Annotated in this window: 12 protein-coding genes; 3 read left to right on the top strand and 9 right to left on the bottom strand. The window is 32.5% G+C overall.

Translation table 11 applies throughout. The features are described 5' to 3' along the window. Window positions 1–119: 119 nt before the first annotated feature. Window positions 120–1,016 carry a LysR family transcriptional regulator gene (locus tag OQ292_RS34215; protein ID WP_284688635.1) on the bottom strand — a complete coding sequence of 299 codons (897 nt, stop codon included), beginning with the start codon at window positions 1,014–1,016 and terminating at the stop codon, window positions 120–122. A 136-nt stretch (window positions 1,017–1,152) separates the two neighbouring features. Here OQ292_RS34215 and OQ292_RS34210 point away from each other — a divergent pair, with 136 nt between their 5' ends. Beyond that, the gene (locus OQ292_RS34210) at window positions 1,153–1,731 is read left to right on the top strand and encodes an HPP family protein (protein WP_284688634.1); all 579 of its coding nucleotides are present in this window, start codon (window positions 1,153–1,155) and stop codon (window positions 1,729–1,731) included. A gap of 121 nt (window positions 1,732–1,852) precedes the next feature. Here OQ292_RS34210 and OQ292_RS34205 read toward each other — a convergent pair whose 3' ends face one another. The 5 genes from OQ292_RS34205 to OQ292_RS34185 form a co-directional block, all read right to left on the bottom strand. Further along, window positions 1,853–4,951, bottom strand: a complete 3,099-nt coding sequence (locus tag OQ292_RS34205) for a cytochrome c biogenesis protein (protein ID WP_284688633.1) — start codon at window positions 4,949–4,951, stop codon at window positions 1,853–1,855. 173 nt (window positions 4,952–5,124) lie between these two features. Next, on the bottom strand, window positions 5,125–6,639 hold the full coding sequence (nrfA, locus tag OQ292_RS34200) for an ammonia-forming cytochrome c nitrite reductase (protein ID WP_284688632.1): 1,515 nt from the start codon (window positions 6,637–6,639) through the stop codon (window positions 5,125–5,127). Beyond that, a complete protein-coding gene (gene nrfH, locus OQ292_RS34195) occupies window positions 6,623–7,234 on the bottom strand; it encodes a cytochrome c nitrite reductase small subunit (RefSeq protein WP_284688631.1) in 612 nt (203 codons plus the stop codon). Before nrfH ends, nrfA begins: the two co-directional genes overlap by 17 nt. A gap of 186 nt (window positions 7,235–7,420) precedes the next feature. Continuing rightward, window positions 7,421–8,656, bottom strand: a complete 1,236-nt coding sequence (locus OQ292_RS34190) for a hypothetical protein (protein ID WP_284688630.1) — start codon at window positions 8,654–8,656, stop codon at window positions 7,421–7,423. 16 nt (window positions 8,657–8,672) lie between these two features. Beyond that, complete coding sequence (locus OQ292_RS34185) at window positions 8,673–9,053, bottom strand: group III truncated hemoglobin (protein WP_284688629.1); 381 nt, start codon at window positions 9,051–9,053, stop codon at window positions 8,673–8,675. Window positions 9,054–9,323: 270 nt separating this feature from the next. On the opposite strand from OQ292_RS34185, the gene OQ292_RS34180 reads away from it, so the two are divergent. Together OQ292_RS34180 and OQ292_RS34175 are read left to right on the top strand one after the other, a co-directional pair. Continuing rightward, on the top strand, window positions 9,324–9,914 hold the full coding sequence (locus tag OQ292_RS34180) for a Crp/Fnr family transcriptional regulator (protein WP_284688628.1): 591 nt from the start codon (window positions 9,324–9,326) through the stop codon (window positions 9,912–9,914). A gap of 126 nt (window positions 9,915–10,040) precedes the next feature. Continuing rightward, window positions 10,041–11,327 carry an alginate export family protein gene (locus tag OQ292_RS34175; protein WP_284688627.1) on the top strand — a complete coding sequence of 429 codons (1,287 nt, stop codon included), beginning with the start codon at window positions 10,041–10,043 and terminating at the stop codon, window positions 11,325–11,327. Window positions 11,328–11,356: 29 nt separating this feature from the next. On the opposite strand, the gene OQ292_RS34170 is transcribed toward OQ292_RS34175, so the two are convergent. The 3 genes from OQ292_RS34170 to OQ292_RS34160 form a co-directional block, all read right to left on the bottom strand. Next, window positions 11,357–12,442 carry an IS4 family transposase gene (locus OQ292_RS34170; protein WP_284687594.1) on the bottom strand — a complete coding sequence of 362 codons (1,086 nt, stop codon included), beginning with the start codon at window positions 12,440–12,442 and terminating at the stop codon, window positions 11,357–11,359. Window positions 12,443–12,852: 410 nt separating this feature from the next. After that, the gene (locus OQ292_RS34165; protein WP_284688626.1) at window positions 12,853–13,761 is read right to left on the bottom strand and encodes a M43 family zinc metalloprotease; all 909 of its coding nucleotides are present in this window, start codon (window positions 13,759–13,761) and stop codon (window positions 12,853–12,855) included. Between the two features lie 184 nt (window positions 13,762–13,945). After that, the gene (locus tag OQ292_RS34160; RefSeq protein WP_284688770.1) at window positions 13,946–15,148 is read right to left on the bottom strand and encodes a serine hydrolase domain-containing protein; all 1,203 of its coding nucleotides are present in this window, start codon (window positions 15,146–15,148) and stop codon (window positions 13,946–13,948) included. Between the last annotated feature and the right edge of the window lie 446 nt (window positions 15,149–15,594).

Here is a 15,594-nt window from a genome sequence, read left to right as displayed (position 1 = left end):
GTAACTTTAATCTATTAACTGTATGATAGAAATCAATTTATGAGATGATTAGAGACCCAAAACTAGCCTAATTTTCAAGTAGGACTTAGTATTCTTATAACCGCTGTTTAGCCATTGAATTAATTGTTTTCGGACTGCATAGACTTTTTTAACAGTTCTAGGGCATGTTTCATATATTCTTTTTCTTTATCTATACTTCTAATTACTACATACAAAGAACGATGTAAACCATTTCTTCCAATGGGTCTAAAGACGATATCCTTGTTTAGGTTGTAAAGTCTTAACATCCATTTAGCTACACACATTACTCCTAAGTTAGCATTTATCATTGCTAGTGCCACTTCCGTTAGTGGTATTGCTGTTATCTGTTGTGGAATGATATTATTGGGTTTTAAAAAATGTTCATATACAGAAACTGATTCCAAAGGATAGGAATGTATCATCAAATTTAATTGTGAAAAATCATTTGCCTCTATAAATGGCTTTTTAGAGAATTTATTTGTCTTATGCATGACTACATAGAGCTCATCATTTAGTACATTGATAGAGTATAAAGCTTCTGTTAATGTAGGCTTTGTTACCAGTGCAATATCGATATCTCCAGATAATAATTGTGGTAATGGATTATGTGTTGCACCAAAAACATATTGAACTTCTACTGATGATTTTAATAAAGATAGATTCTGAGAAAACCTTGGGAATAGTGAGTAAAATGAATAACACTCACAGCTAATTCGTATTTTCTTACTTAAACTATTATTTATAGTTTGTATGTGTCTAAGCTTCTCATCGATTGAGGTTAAAACGTTAGTAGCAAGCTGATACATTTCTTTGCCTTCTTCAGTAAGTTTCCATGCATTCCTTTTTCTATAAAATACCTTAAAGCCTAAATGGTTTTCAATTTCTTTTAACTGATGACTTAATGCCGACTGTGTCAAAAAAAGTTTTTCTGAAGAATTTGCGATATTTCCTTCATCTGCTATTGTCTTTATTAGTTTAAGGTGTTTTAGCTCCATATATTCAAATATTAATAAAATCAGATTTTCTTGTTTGAAAAATATTCATGCTCTATTCAAAAAAACATCAACGTTATAACTATACCCATCAATGAAATTGATTCTAGCTTTACAGCAAATTAAATAAGAATCAACTTTGAAAGAAAAACTATCAAGAAGCATAAGACTTGCTAAATACATCTTTTATAAAGAAACATTTATAGATATTAAAGAATACTTTTGGACTTTCCTTGGCTCCTTTTTAGGTATAGGATTAATTACATTATTGCAAAGTGGGTATCTTCCAATATCAGATAATGTTTTTTTAATTGGCTCATTTGGTGCATCAAGTGTATTAGTTTATGGTGCTATCAATAGTCCTCTTGCTCAACCTCGCAATTTATTAGGAGGACATATCATTTCGGCAACAATAGGAGTATCAATTAATTTACTACTCTCTCAAAATATCTTATTGGCTGCTCCCTTGGCGGTTTCACTCTCAATTGTGGCAATGCAATGTACTAAAACACTACATCCTCCTGGTGGAGCTACGGCATTAATTGCTGTAATTGGAAGTCCAAGTGTCATTAACTTGGGATATTGGTATATCTTATTTCCTGTTATGTCTGGAGCTGCAATATTGTTTTTAACTGCTTTAATTACTAATAACTTAACTAAATCTAGGAAGTATCCTACAAAGCAAGTATCGTTCAAGAAATACTTTAGGAATGATTAATATTTAGTATGCTTTTTATTTAAGCACAAAAAGTGTATCTTAAAATATATTTTATTCCTTTATACTGCCCATAAAATAAACTCTAAATCCAAACTAAGTCCCAGATATTATTTGGGACTTTTTAATTTTCATAGAACATGACTTCTTCTTTGCTTAATTTTTCCTTTTTATTTGAGGTTTTATTACGCCATCCAGAAAAAATTGCTAAAGTAAAAATGCTTGTTACTACCCAATAAACAAAATTTGGAATTGGAAGCGGATCGCCAGCAGCGTATGAGTGTAAACCAGATAGGTAATAATTTACGCCAAATGATGTCATGATAATAGAAAAAAAAGCAATAATACTACTTAAGTTAAAAATGTAATTCCCTTTAAATTTAGGTACTAATCGCATATGTACTACTACTGCATAAACCATAATAGAAATTAATGCCCAAGTCTCTTTGGGGTCCCATCCCCAGTATCGACCCCAAGATTCATTCGCCCATACTCCTCCTAAAAAGGTTCCAATGGCCAGCATGTACAATCCAATTGTCATCGACAACTCATTAATACAAGTTAGCTCTTCAATCGACTTTTTGAACTTAGAGTTTTGTAAACTTATAAACACCAAACTAAGTATACCTAATAATGCTGATAAAGCTAAAGGAGCATAACTACTCACAATAATGGCCACATGTATTTTTAGCCAATAAGATTTTAGCACTGGAACAAGATTAGTGATTTCAGGATTAAGCCAATCTAGAAAGGACACAAATAACAATGTGCCTCCAAAAATAGCTACCACTGGCAAAATAAAATCACTCTTTGTATAAAAGATAAAACCAAAAAGGAATAATGCCCATGCCACCAGAATAATCATTTCATAACCATTACTCCAAGGTGGGTAACCACCAGCATACCATCTTAAGATCATATTGGCTGTTAGAAGAAGTGAAGCCAAAGCAATACCAAACACACCAATACTGTACATTATGTTGATCATGCTGTTTTTGACAAATACTTTGACAATTGCCAGTATCAACATATAACTACCAACGAGCCAGTATACAGGAAATAATCTATTAAAAATATTAAGTTTATTATAAAGTATTTCTGCTTCTACCCTACTTTTTTCTGGCATTACATTTTGTCCCATCGTATCCTGAAAAGTTTTAATATACTCTAGTTTGTTTTCGGCCTCAGACCAATCACTACTTACTTGCGCATGCTGAATATCATTAAAATAAACTGGAAGAATATTGGCTACAAAAACAGAATCTTCAGTTCTAAAACCAGCATTAGTAAAATTGCTATTATACCAATTATTCTCAGGACTTTTGGGTTGTGGAAAAATCTTTAAATAATTACCTGATAATGCTTGAAAAAGAATGTTAAAGCGCTCATCTACTTTTATAATCTCATTGTCAGTTTCTGAACGAACAGCTGGTTTTTTCCGTTGAGCTGCTTCAACAGCCATACTCAACCGGTAGTTATTTTCTTCATCTAACAAATCCATAAACGAAAGTGCATTTCTTCCAGAATAGCCCATTTTTTCTAGTATAAGGCCTGCTTTTTCAGGATCTATAGCAATTAGAGGTTCATATTGCCAAGCAATAGGATTTTGGTGAATGCTCAAAAAAAGCTGATCAGGATTTAATTTGATTTTTTTCCCATTTTGCTCTATGGTGTAACTTGTTTTACGACTTAATTTTCGCAAAAACTCAGATGATAATGTATTGATAGGTTTGATACGCCCATCCATATCTTGTACCATAAGTTGCCCAAAGGTTTGAGCATGATTTTTATTGATCGTTAAAACAGGTTGGCTATTATTTTTACTTACTTGTCTAGTTTGGCCAAATACAGGAAGAGTTAATAATAGGATTAAAAGTATGAATGGTGCTTTTTTCAATTTATCTAGTTTTCCAGCAACCATTCTAAATCTTGATTTTTTATCAAACAGGCTCCACATCATACCCAAACCCATTAAAAAATAGCCCAAGTAAGTAATTCTAGAACCCCAATAATCTCGATTTACAGAAAGAACTGTACCCTCCTCGTCTAAATCATATGATGCCTGAAAAAATCTATAACCCTTGTGATCTAGTACATGGTTCATAGAAATAGTGTAAGGAAAATTTCCAGATTCTGCTTTTACGATTATGTCGCTAGAATAAGCCGAGGGGCTTGTAGAGCCTGGATATCTTTCAAGTTTAAAATCTTTAAGGAAAAGTGAAAAAGGGAGATCAATCAATTGAGGTCCATACCCTAAGTGTAAATGATACCCTTGAAAACCTTGCTCTTGTAAAGGGCTATACACACCATCCATTGAAGCCAGAATAATATTTTTATTTTTTTGACTGTTACTTACTTCTACAAAAAGTAAATCAGCAGCATTTCCCATTTCTTCCTTATTAGTCGTAGTTTGATACTCCAGCTTTTTACTTGTATGAACTTGACTAACTACAAAGCTTAATACACCAGATTGATATAAAGCTCTAACTCGGAGTGAATCTTCAACTCCATTTGAAAGTCTACCTTGATTTTGTGTAGACATGACCATATAGTTATAATCATTTGGGGCTTTTATATAAAAAATATCGTTCGACTTTCTAATATTTACAGCACCTTCCTGAGCATTGTTATAAGTAAACTCTTGCCCATTAATAAATACATTCCCTCCTTTACTAAGATAGAAACTACTCCTACCTTCACCATAAGAAGCTACAATTTCCAGCACTTCATCTTCGGTTGTTCCATCAATTAATCCTTGCACAGCATCTGGGATAAATTTCACCAATCGAACTTTCAAATTGACACCTGCTTCATTCCATGTAAACTGATCGTCAGGTTGGTGTTGAGTTGTGAGGTTGAGTTGTTTTTTTACCCCCCAGTTTTTACCATCTTTGCTTGCTGTTAGTGTAAAATATCTTTCTTGTGAAATATACTGACTTGTTTCTGAGTTTTCTCTAATTCTAACAATTCCTTCATCACCTGTATATCTGGTAACCCATGCTCCAATAAGGATAAATAAAAATGCTATATGAAACAGAAATATAGGTAATCGTTCTTTTTTGAAGAGTTTATATTTCGGAATGTTCGCAATAAAATTAATTGCCAGAATAAGTAATAAAACTTCAAACCACCAAGAATCGTAATACATCTGCCGAGCAGTTGCTGTACCATAATCATTCTCTACAAAAGTAGCCCTTCCCATTGCTACAGCAAATAATAACATAGCAGCAAGCGTAAGTTTATTGGATGTAATTAATTCCCATACTCTACGAAAAGGTGATGAAGGATGTATAGTCAAAATGAAAGATTAATGATATGGATTAAAAATATATTTCTTTTTAAATGGCACTAATGAGCCTATCAAAATATTGATAGGCTCTCCCTTAACAAGAAAGATTAATTCATAGTTATACGCTTAACCTCTCTTTGATTCTCTCTCTTCTTAGCTTCTTCTAACCACTTAGGAATGATGTTTTCTTTGAATATTTCTTTTTCTTCTTCTAGCTTTTCTATATCCAAACCGACAAATGCCTGCGCTTTAGCCTTTGTTGTGATATCTGGATAAGGTACTTCTTCATTATAACCTAATTCAGAAAGCAATCTGGCTAATTTGATTCGTGCATCTTGCGCAATGGAAGTGGCAGTACTTACAATTCTACTGACTTCTACTGGAGAATGAAAAGACCCTCCATGTGAGGCAATAGAGTAATCCCATCTCCATTGCGCATGTCTGATATCTTGTAATATTGAGGTCATTTGTTCTTCACTTGCTCCTAAATCCCAAGCTTTTTTTGCTTCTACGTGTGCTCGAACAATTAATTCTTCTAGATTAGATTGAATCTTTTTTATTTTGGATTGCCTATCATATACATCTTGTATTAAATCTTCTTTTTCTTGTCTATGACATACTTGACATGAGTTTGCAACATTGGCTAATGGAGAGCGAATTTGGTGATCGGTAAACTTTTGACCTCCTTCTGCCTTATAAGGCATGTGGCAATCTGCACAGCTCACTCCTCTCTTTGCATGCACGCCAGTTGAAAATAATTCGTAACCAGGGTGTTGCGCTTTTAACATTGGAGTTTTACTTAGTGCATGTGTCCAATCTGAGAATTCTAAATCATCGTAGTACTTTTCCATTGCTTCTACTGAAGTACCATCTTTCCATGGAAAAACTAAATAAGGGACACCCTTTTTATCCGGTAAGTTTTTATTAAAATAATATTCCACATGACATTGCGCACATACGAGCGATCTCATTTCTTGGTGGGTAGCTTGATTAATATCTTTACCCATTGCCTGAAATGCTTCAATTAAAGCAGGCCTTGATATTTGAAGCGACATGGTTTTGGGATTATGGCAATCTGCACAACCAATAGGATTTACTATCTGTGCTCCTTTATCTGCCCAAGCTCCTTCATAAAATTCTGTAATACCAATTTCATTCATTAAACGAGGTACATCTGGACTTTTACATGTCCAACATGTGCTAGGCATTGGGCCTGTTCCAGGACCAGTTGGCCCTCCTGTTCTTAAGGTGTTATGAATATCTTCCACTGCATAAGCATGCCCTCTGGGTTGATTATAATCTTTTGAAAAGCCATATCCTGCCCACAATACAACCAGTTTTGGATCTTCTTCAAGGGCATCTCTAAGTTTTGAGCCATTTAAATAACTTGTAAACGATGTATCCTGAGTTCGCATAAAGGATTGATACTGTCTTGGGAAATTTTCACCCCATACTGCATTTCGTGGTTCATTTTCTTCGATCTGAACCTGTGGTTGATAAGCAAACTGACTTTCAGTCTTTCTACTTATTATACTGTTTGCTAACAAACTTAATAGTATTACTATAGCAACCGTTGCAATAAAAAGTAACCAGTTTTTCACTTTGCTATTCATGGGCTTCATCTTTAGTTTCAGTGGCTTTCTTTAGCCATTCAGGTATAAATAGTTTACGTTGCTCTTTTATAGGAACAGGATCTAAATGAAAGCCTACTGCTGAAAGGCTTTTTACCCTGCCATGTGGTGTTTCACGATGACATTCCCAACAAGTTCTATCTAAGCGATCATTTAAATGACTTTGTACCCATGAAGCACTTTGGGCATCAGTTACCTGATCAAAATGACACCTAATACAATTTGATTGTACTGCTTGTTGCCCTGCTTCATGCATAATGATGGCTTGTGGTTCAGTTCTTAAGGTGTAAATAGTAGCATGATAAAGCCCATCTTTGGCTTTAAATGCATATTGTTCAAATACATTGTTATGGGGTACATGACAATCATTACAAGTTGCTACCTGACGGTGGGCACTGTGATTCCAAGTAATGTATTCAGTGGTCATTACATGGCAGTTGATACATGCCTTCGGATCGTCTGTCAAATATGAAGTAACATTAGATATTTTAGCTATGTATACACCTAGTCCAACCATTATACCCAACAGTATTATCACTGCTGGTTGCCATTGCTTTGGAGGAATAAGTCTATGAAAGAATGCCATAATCTAATATAAATTCTAACAATTTATTCTTGCGAAGAAGTACTAATTTTAATGTACAAAAAAATATTTCAAAAAAAAATTACTACTTCACTTTTTAAACTGAAGTATTTCAAAAAGTTAAAGTTATAAAAGCATAATACCCATCTTTTATGATCTGAATCATAATGAGTCAAAAAAACACTCCTTTTAAGCAAGTTTTTGGGTAAAAAAGATTAAACTAAGTCCTGCTAATAAAAGAAGATTTAAAAAAAATAAAATATCAAACAGATTACTCAAGCCTGGTAAGCCACTCATATTAAAGAAAGAATGTACAACAAGGATTAATTCAGTTATAATAAAACCTCCAACAAATAGCCACAAACCTCCTTTTTGGATAAGTAGTGAAAGGTTTAACCAGCCCATTTGTATAAACCAACCTAATAGAAAGAAGGAGGTAATACCGATAAAGTTAAGATGCAAATAAGCGATAATGATATTTCTAAATCGATATGCCAATGCAGCTATAAAGGGTATGGATTCTATAACTTGCAATATATTTTTTGTAACCAATGAAATAAAAACAAGTACCCAAAGCATTACTACCATTTTATTTGTGTGTATTTCATGTCGCTGTTTTAATGACTTAAAAATATTATATAGAAAATATATACTTACTAATTGTATGAATGCTGCTAAACCAGCCAATCCATTGATCCAAATTGGTGGTTGTATCCATAGCGCAGAGGCAGCATATGCAGGAATTACTGATAAGGCATTTAATAAAAAAAATACTTTACCATCTTGTTTTGTGTAGTTACAGCTTTTGTCTTCTAACCATTTAAAAAAAAGTGCCATTACAGCAAACAGAAACCATCCATTATACTGGAAATGCAAGTAAAAATAGATAGCCAATTGATACCAATGTGTCTTTGCTAAATTATTTGCCATAATAGCTCCAAGAGCAAATGGCCCGATAGAAGATATAACCATTAGGATGAGTGCAAATCGGGCAATGGTAAACGAAAAATGAAATCTACTTTCTGAAAAGGTTTCTTCTTTCCTATGTTTTACAAATAACCAAACAAAAATATAACTCAGAAAAATATGTAAAGTTGATACGATAATACTTCCTGCTGCATATCCTTGCCAAGGAAATAAAATAAGCATACCTAAAACAGTTAATTGCAAAAACCAAAAAAGCCGGTCAAAAACATGTAAATATGCTTTTTGTATATACGCTGATACAAGTGCTACAAAGAGCGCATTAAAAACCCAACCTAAAAAGGCTACGTGTGAATGCCCGTGTAACCAATATTTATAATTTAAACCTGGAACAGGATGGATATAAAAATACCTGAGAAATAACCCTAGTCCTGTTACAACAAATAGGAATAGTAAAGATACCCAAGTCCACCTTTTAAATATTAACGTACTTTTACCCACTTGCTTTAATAGTTACTTAGCGTATATAGCCAGATGCCTGAATAGTTTTCATCTTAAAGTTAAAGATATTAGCAATGCTTTGTGCTTTCAATCGAGCTTCTGTTGCTTTACTTCCAGCAAAATGTGCATCTAAAGTTTCCAAAAATAATTGGATCCACCTATTAAAATGATTTTCTCCTATTGGTAATTGGATATGTTTATCAAAGGGACTGCCTTGATATTCATTTTCTCCTAATAATAACTTAGACCAGAACTTATACATTTTAGGTAAATGATCCTTCCAATTTACTTGAGCTATTTCATTAAAAATTGGGGAAAGTAATTCATCCTCATTTACTTTTTTATAAAACTCGTCTACTAGTAATTGTATGTCTGAATTATTCTCTATGTCTTTCATGTATTTATTGATTAGGATGTTAAGTCATTTACTTTAGATTTTAAATCTACCTCAATTAGCCTTTGTAAGATTTTTAATCCATCTATTCAAAATTATATCAACTTATTTTAAGTCATTATGATCTGGATCATATCTTAAATCAGATGAAACACCCATTTTTGCTCATAATGTATAACTTAAAATTGTTACAATAACAATTTTAACATACTTCAAAATATTTTGATTCTTGAACTTATATTTTGAGTTTTAAAGTCAAAATTTTTTTTTAGTATGATAAATATTGCTGTTTTAAAGAAATATGAAGCGAGTGAAACCTTCTTTAAAAAAGATGAAATCATCTTTAGAGAAGGAAACAAAGCATTATTTTACTGGCAAATTTACTGTGGTACTGTAAAAATGGTGAATTACAGCCCTGATGGTAAAGAATTTACTCAGGGTATTTTTAATAAAGGGGAAAGTTTTGGTGAACCTCCTCTTTTTACTGACTTAGAATATCCTAGTAATGCAGTTGCAGTTGATGATGTAACTATACTTAAATTACCTATTGACAATTTTTTACTGCTACTAAAGGAAAACTTTGAAATCCATAAAATGCTTACGAAAACTTTATGTAATCGCTTGCATTATAAATCAATGATGATGAGAGAAATAGCTAGTCATCCACCTGAACATCGTATTATATCTCTCATTGATTATTTTAAAAACAAAGAGACAGATAATAAAAAACTTTTTGAAGTATCACTTACCAGACAACAAATTGCTGATATGACGGGGCTTAGAGTAGAAACTGTTATTAGAAGTATTAAATCACTTCAAGAAAAAGGAGAAGTAAAAATCATTAATCGTAAAGTTTACAGATGAATTTTACGATTAACTTAAAACATGATAATGTAATTCTAAATGCTTTTTATAGCCATAATTAAGCGTATGGATATATCTTTAAACTGGATCCTATTTATACCCTATGTAAATATAAAATATACTACTATGAAAGCGATAAAAATTACCCTTAGTCTAATTTTTTCAATTTTATATATAAACTCTTTTGGTCAACTTACAATAGGAGCACAGATTCGTCCTAGAGCTGAATTTAGAAATGGTTTTAAAACCTTAACTACTAAAGAAAGAAACCCAGCTTTTTTTATTGAACAAAGAAGTAGGTTTTTCGCTGATTACAATAGCGATAAATTTGAAGTAAAGATCAACTTTCAGGATGTCCGTATATGGGGATCTACAGATCAAATATACAAATCCGAAACAGGTACACTTACCAACATATATGAAGCCTGGGGACTATATCGGCTTAATAGAAACTGGCAATTCAAAATAGGGAGAATGGATCTTGATTATAATAACGCAAGGTTTCTAGGAGATCTAGATTGGGCTGCTCAAGGCAGAAGTCATGATGCACTGGTGATTTCCTATAAAACCGATAGTAGTGATTTTAGATTAGATATAGGAGGTGCATTTAATCAATCTGGTTTTGAGCCCACAAAGTTATCAGAAACATTCTATACTGGGTTGAATAATTATAAAACCATGCAATTTATCTGGGTAAATAAGAAATTTAACAATTCCGAAATTTCTGCTATTATTCACAACGATGGCCAACAGATTCAATCTGACTCTTCTATTGCTTTCAGGCAAACTTATGGGTTAATGGCAAGTGGTAAATTAAACAAATTTAATTTTACTGCAGAGGCTTATGTTCAGAGTGGAAAAAATGCTGCAGAAAATGATGTAAATGCTTATATGTTAAGTGCAAGCTTATCCATACCTACTCCATTAACTCCTATTACCTTTGGTTTTGATATGCTTTCTGGATCATCTATTAATGATATCAATGATAAATCATTCAATCCACTCTACGGTACGAATCATAAGTTTTATGGTTTTATGGATTATTTCTATGTAGGAAATACCCATGGACAACAAGGAAAAGTGGCTGGATTAATAGATATATTTTTAAAAACTAAATTTAAAGTAAACACTAATAGTAATTTAGTTGCTCATACACATATATTTAATAGTGCAGCCGACATTTACAATCCTGAAAATTTAACTTCTTCAGTAAGTAAATACTTGGGAACCGAACTCGATATTGTCTATAATTACACATTTGACAAAGATGTTGTATTAAATATCGGGTACTCTCAAATGTTAGCTGGAGAATCTATGGAATATATTAAAGCTGCAGCTGGAGATCATGAAGCATTCAATAATTGGGTATGGCTAATGATTAGTTTCCATCCTAAAGTGGTTTTGAATAAATAATCATAGTAAGATTGAATATTAAATTTGTTCTAAGTACACGACAAAAAAAGGTATAAAGCCTTATTGATAGCTCTATAAATGTTATTAATAAAAGCCTCAGTCAAGAAGTCTAACCCATAAGTAAATAGGCTCACCGCTCTTCTTCCATGTTTTTTGATAGGTATTTGCTTATGTTTTTGGTTCAGGTAGATACCTAAGTTGTATGACCAAATAAATGCAATGGCTATCACTTTAATGAGGGTATCCAGTCTTTTCTCATCAACCACATGGGTATTTTCCAATTGAAAACCTGCTGATTTAAATGCTCTGAACATTGTTTCTATTTGCCAACGGTTTTTATAAACCTGCAAGCTCAAATCTGTTTGTTGGAAGGATACTAATATCAGATAGGCTATTTTTCCATTTTGATCTACATATTTTAGCCCAGAATAATAAACCAAAGTGTTCTGTAAATAAACGATTTTGGGATGAAAATAAACTTGATGCAGGGGTTGTGCTAACAATAGCCAATGGGCTTTAACTTTTTTGCCATTACAAAGGGTAAAATGCATATTATTACGCACCCTAATGAAGAAACGAAGTTGGTGAGCGGCCAAAAAAGACAGCCATTCCTGCCCTATAAACTCTCTGTCTGCCGTCAAATATTCAATCTTGTTTTTGCCAAAATGTGCCATAAAACGTTCCAACAGGTCTATGCGCTCTGTTTGAGAGGAGTTCCCCCGTTTATCTCCCAGCACACACCAAAATACGGGTAAACCCACTCCTTCATACAATACAGATAAGAATAGAATATTGATATTACGCTTGCCCAGTTTCCAATTGGTTCGATCTAGGCTCAAACGATATTTACCAGATAGGGGTAACATTTTAATGATCAATTGGCAGTAGACTGACTCTTGAAATTCAAACTCTGCAAAGAAACGTTGTATCCTGCGTATTTTTGAAGAAAGTAGCGCACCGTTATGATAACCAGAGGCTAAACGGTTAAAATTGACATTACGCACTTTCAGCAAAGAGGTAATTAAATAGCCCAACATACATAAACGAGCTTTATTTCCACCTACTTCTTGCTTTAAAATAGATACTAATTTGTTACTTTTATCATGGCTTTTCATCGAAGTTAATTTTAGGTGTGGTAACTCAAAAATAAACATCCGATGATGAGCCCCTTATTTTTTTGTCAGGTACTTAGAAATTTGTTAAAAAAAAGCCATTAATAACTAATAATGGCTTTAAACTAAAATATGATTATGGTTTCAAGTTAAATTATCTTTTACAACAATCAAATTACTTATTAATTTATAATATTGAATAAAATGAAGTTATTGTATTTAGTTATTCAGTATTAACAAAATTATTTATGAATACTTTGTTAGAAAACAGAAAGATTATGTCCTCTAGATACAACCATTATACCCTTACAGATTTCTACAGTAGATCATACATATAATCACAATTTATATAAAGTGTAACATATACTTCCACAGGCTACAATATTATATTTTCAAGCTTTTTTCAAGTGCTACTATTCTTTAAAATCCACCAACGATTTTCGGCTATGTGTTAAAACATACCGCATTCTATCTATTTGGTTTTTTGTGAAAGTATTCATACAAATATCACTTGTCCAATTCATGTAGTTTTCTATCATCACTTCTTCTTGGTTACAACCTTTAAAAGAAGTACAACCATAAACATAAGTATCTACTGCAGGTGTATCGTCGCAATAATCGTTGTTATCACAATCTTTCCCTCCCCATGGATGTAGTAAGCCTAGGTAGTGACCCATTTCATGGGTTAAAGTTCTGCCAAGATTATAATCACTTTCAATATCAGATTCGCCGAAATGTGCATGGTTGATAATAATGCCTTCTGCATAAAATGGTTCTCCTCCAGTAAATAGCTCATTTCCAGGTAAGTCTGTATCAGGGCCGGTAGCTTCTCCTAAATAAACATCAATGCCAGACTCTGGTAAGGGTGCTGTCCAAATGTTTATATATTTTTTATAGTCCCAATAATTAAAATTCGCAAAGTAATCGAAGCCCCAAGCATCTAGTGGATTATTTACTTCTTGGGAATTTATTCTTACGATTCCATTTGTTGGATTTCCCGCTGGATCTGTTTGTGCCAGTTTAAATTGTATTCTTGCATCATCACTTATTGGATTTGAGTTAAATCCTCTAGTACCAGCTTTTCTTCTAAAATCGTTGTTTAAGCTTTCTATTTGTTTTTCTATTCTATCAACAGATAAGTTTGGGCCTGTTCCTATAGCTTCTCCATTATGGATTATATGTACGACAACATTAATTTCAAAAACCTTTTGTTCAGGTGTTGGGTTAAGCTCTGTCTTCTCTTTTGGTTCTGTTTCACAAGATAAAAGACCTATAAAAAGGAATAGGATTAAAGTGGTTTGAGATACTTTTTGTAGAATCATAACTTAAAAAATTATTTCTACAATTGTATTTGAAATCAGCTTAAGGTAGAAAAAAAAAGGGTATACAAAATGTAAACAAGAATAATTTTGATTTATGTAACGCGTACCCTTGTCAATAAACTATTAGGGAAATTATATTTACTAATAACTGAGATAATCTTTCATAATTTATGTGCAAGCTCTTTTAGTCTTGTTGTTTTAAAAAATGAAATACTTGCTCACCTTGAGTCATAATCATTGAGTTTGTAGAAGGATTAAATGTTAATGTAACTCCTGACTTTAGATGATTGAATACATGTTTATCCATTACATCCATGGTAAATATTCTCTGTCCTTTGGGTTGAGCAATAAGCTTGTTCTTATTTCTTGATATGGAAATGATTAAAGGACTTTCTTTACTAGAATATATTCCAACATAGGGCGCTAATTCTGTGAAATTTATTTGATAGGGATTTATTTTGGGTAAGCTATAACTTTGATTAAAAATAGCTTTCAATACCAGCTGATTAATATTGTCTAGTATATAATTTTCTCCATTAGAAAGTAACACATATGTCAATTTTCGACTTGGTATATAGTAAAATATTGAATTAAATCCATCAATTTTCCCATCGTGCGTATAAACTTCTTTTTCCAGAATAGTCGCTTTGAAAATGCCCATTCCAAATCCGTCTATCTGCTCTAACATCTTGTCCAAAGTTTCTAAAGAAATAATTTCGCCCTTAAATAAGGCATCAATAAATATAGCTAAATCATATGCTGACATTACAATACCACCAGCCCCCATAGTGATAGAAGGAGCTGTTTCATTGGCTTTATTCCAATGAACTTCATAATTATAAGAATAGGTTTTTTTGTTAAATGGTATAGACTTATCTCCAAATTGAGTATGCTTTAGATGCAATGGCTTTACTATTTTTTCTTTCAAAATAGTCGTATATTTCTTATTGTAAATTTTCTCTAAAATGTAGGAAAGTAACACATAGTTAGAATTACTATAAGCTGCATCTATTCCTGGTTCAAAATCACTTCCTTTCTGTGAAATTATAGAAACCATGTCTGAAGCAGATTTCGGAGATGTATACCAATTTTTAAAGTCTACACCATTAGTGAAATTATGAATACCACTATGGTGATTTAGCAAATGAGTGATCGTAATTTTTTCTGCATGATTGATAGTTGGGAAAAAAGCATTAATAGTCTGATCTAGGTTGATCTTACCTTCTTCAACTGCTTTTAAAATTAAAGTAGCTGTAATTGTTTTTGAAATAGAACCTATTCTGTATTTGGTGTTTTTCTTTGATTTTAGATTAAAGTCTAAATTTGAATAACCTAAAGAGTAAGAGTAACCTTTGTGTCCTTTTTGGTAAATTTCAATTCTACCCATTAACTTCTCATTTCTGTCGAGTGATTTAAAAAATAGATTTAATGAATCTCGATTTATTTTATTTAATATTTGAGCATAGCAAGGGTTAAAAAATGCCAGTATAAAGCAAAAGAATATGATTCGTCCCATTTTTAGTCTTTATTTTTAAAGACATGGTTTTTATTTAAACGTTGCCTATTCTTCTACTTTAAATTAATAAACAAATACAGGGCATTTTCATGAAAAAGTTTGGATAAAAAATTAGGTTATTCTACTATCAAGAAAAAAAAGCTCACATTGCTTGCAGCCACGCTTGCAGCCGCGCTTGCAACCGCAAATAAAATAGTAAGAAACAACCTAAAAAACTGAAGTGAATGCTTATTACCTAAAATTGCAAAGCTTGCTAGACTTGAGGGATAACAGGGAAAAAAAATGACCCTGCTTGGACTTTATTGTTTTTTGTATAG

It is taken from the genome of Chondrinema litorale (assembly GCF_026250525.1).
GTDB classification, from domain to species: Bacteria; Bacteroidota; Bacteroidia; order Cytophagales; family Flammeovirgaceae; genus Chondrinema; species Chondrinema litorale.
Note: the sequence above shows the minus strand (reverse complement) of the source record. Positions and strands in the feature narration are given on the sequence as shown.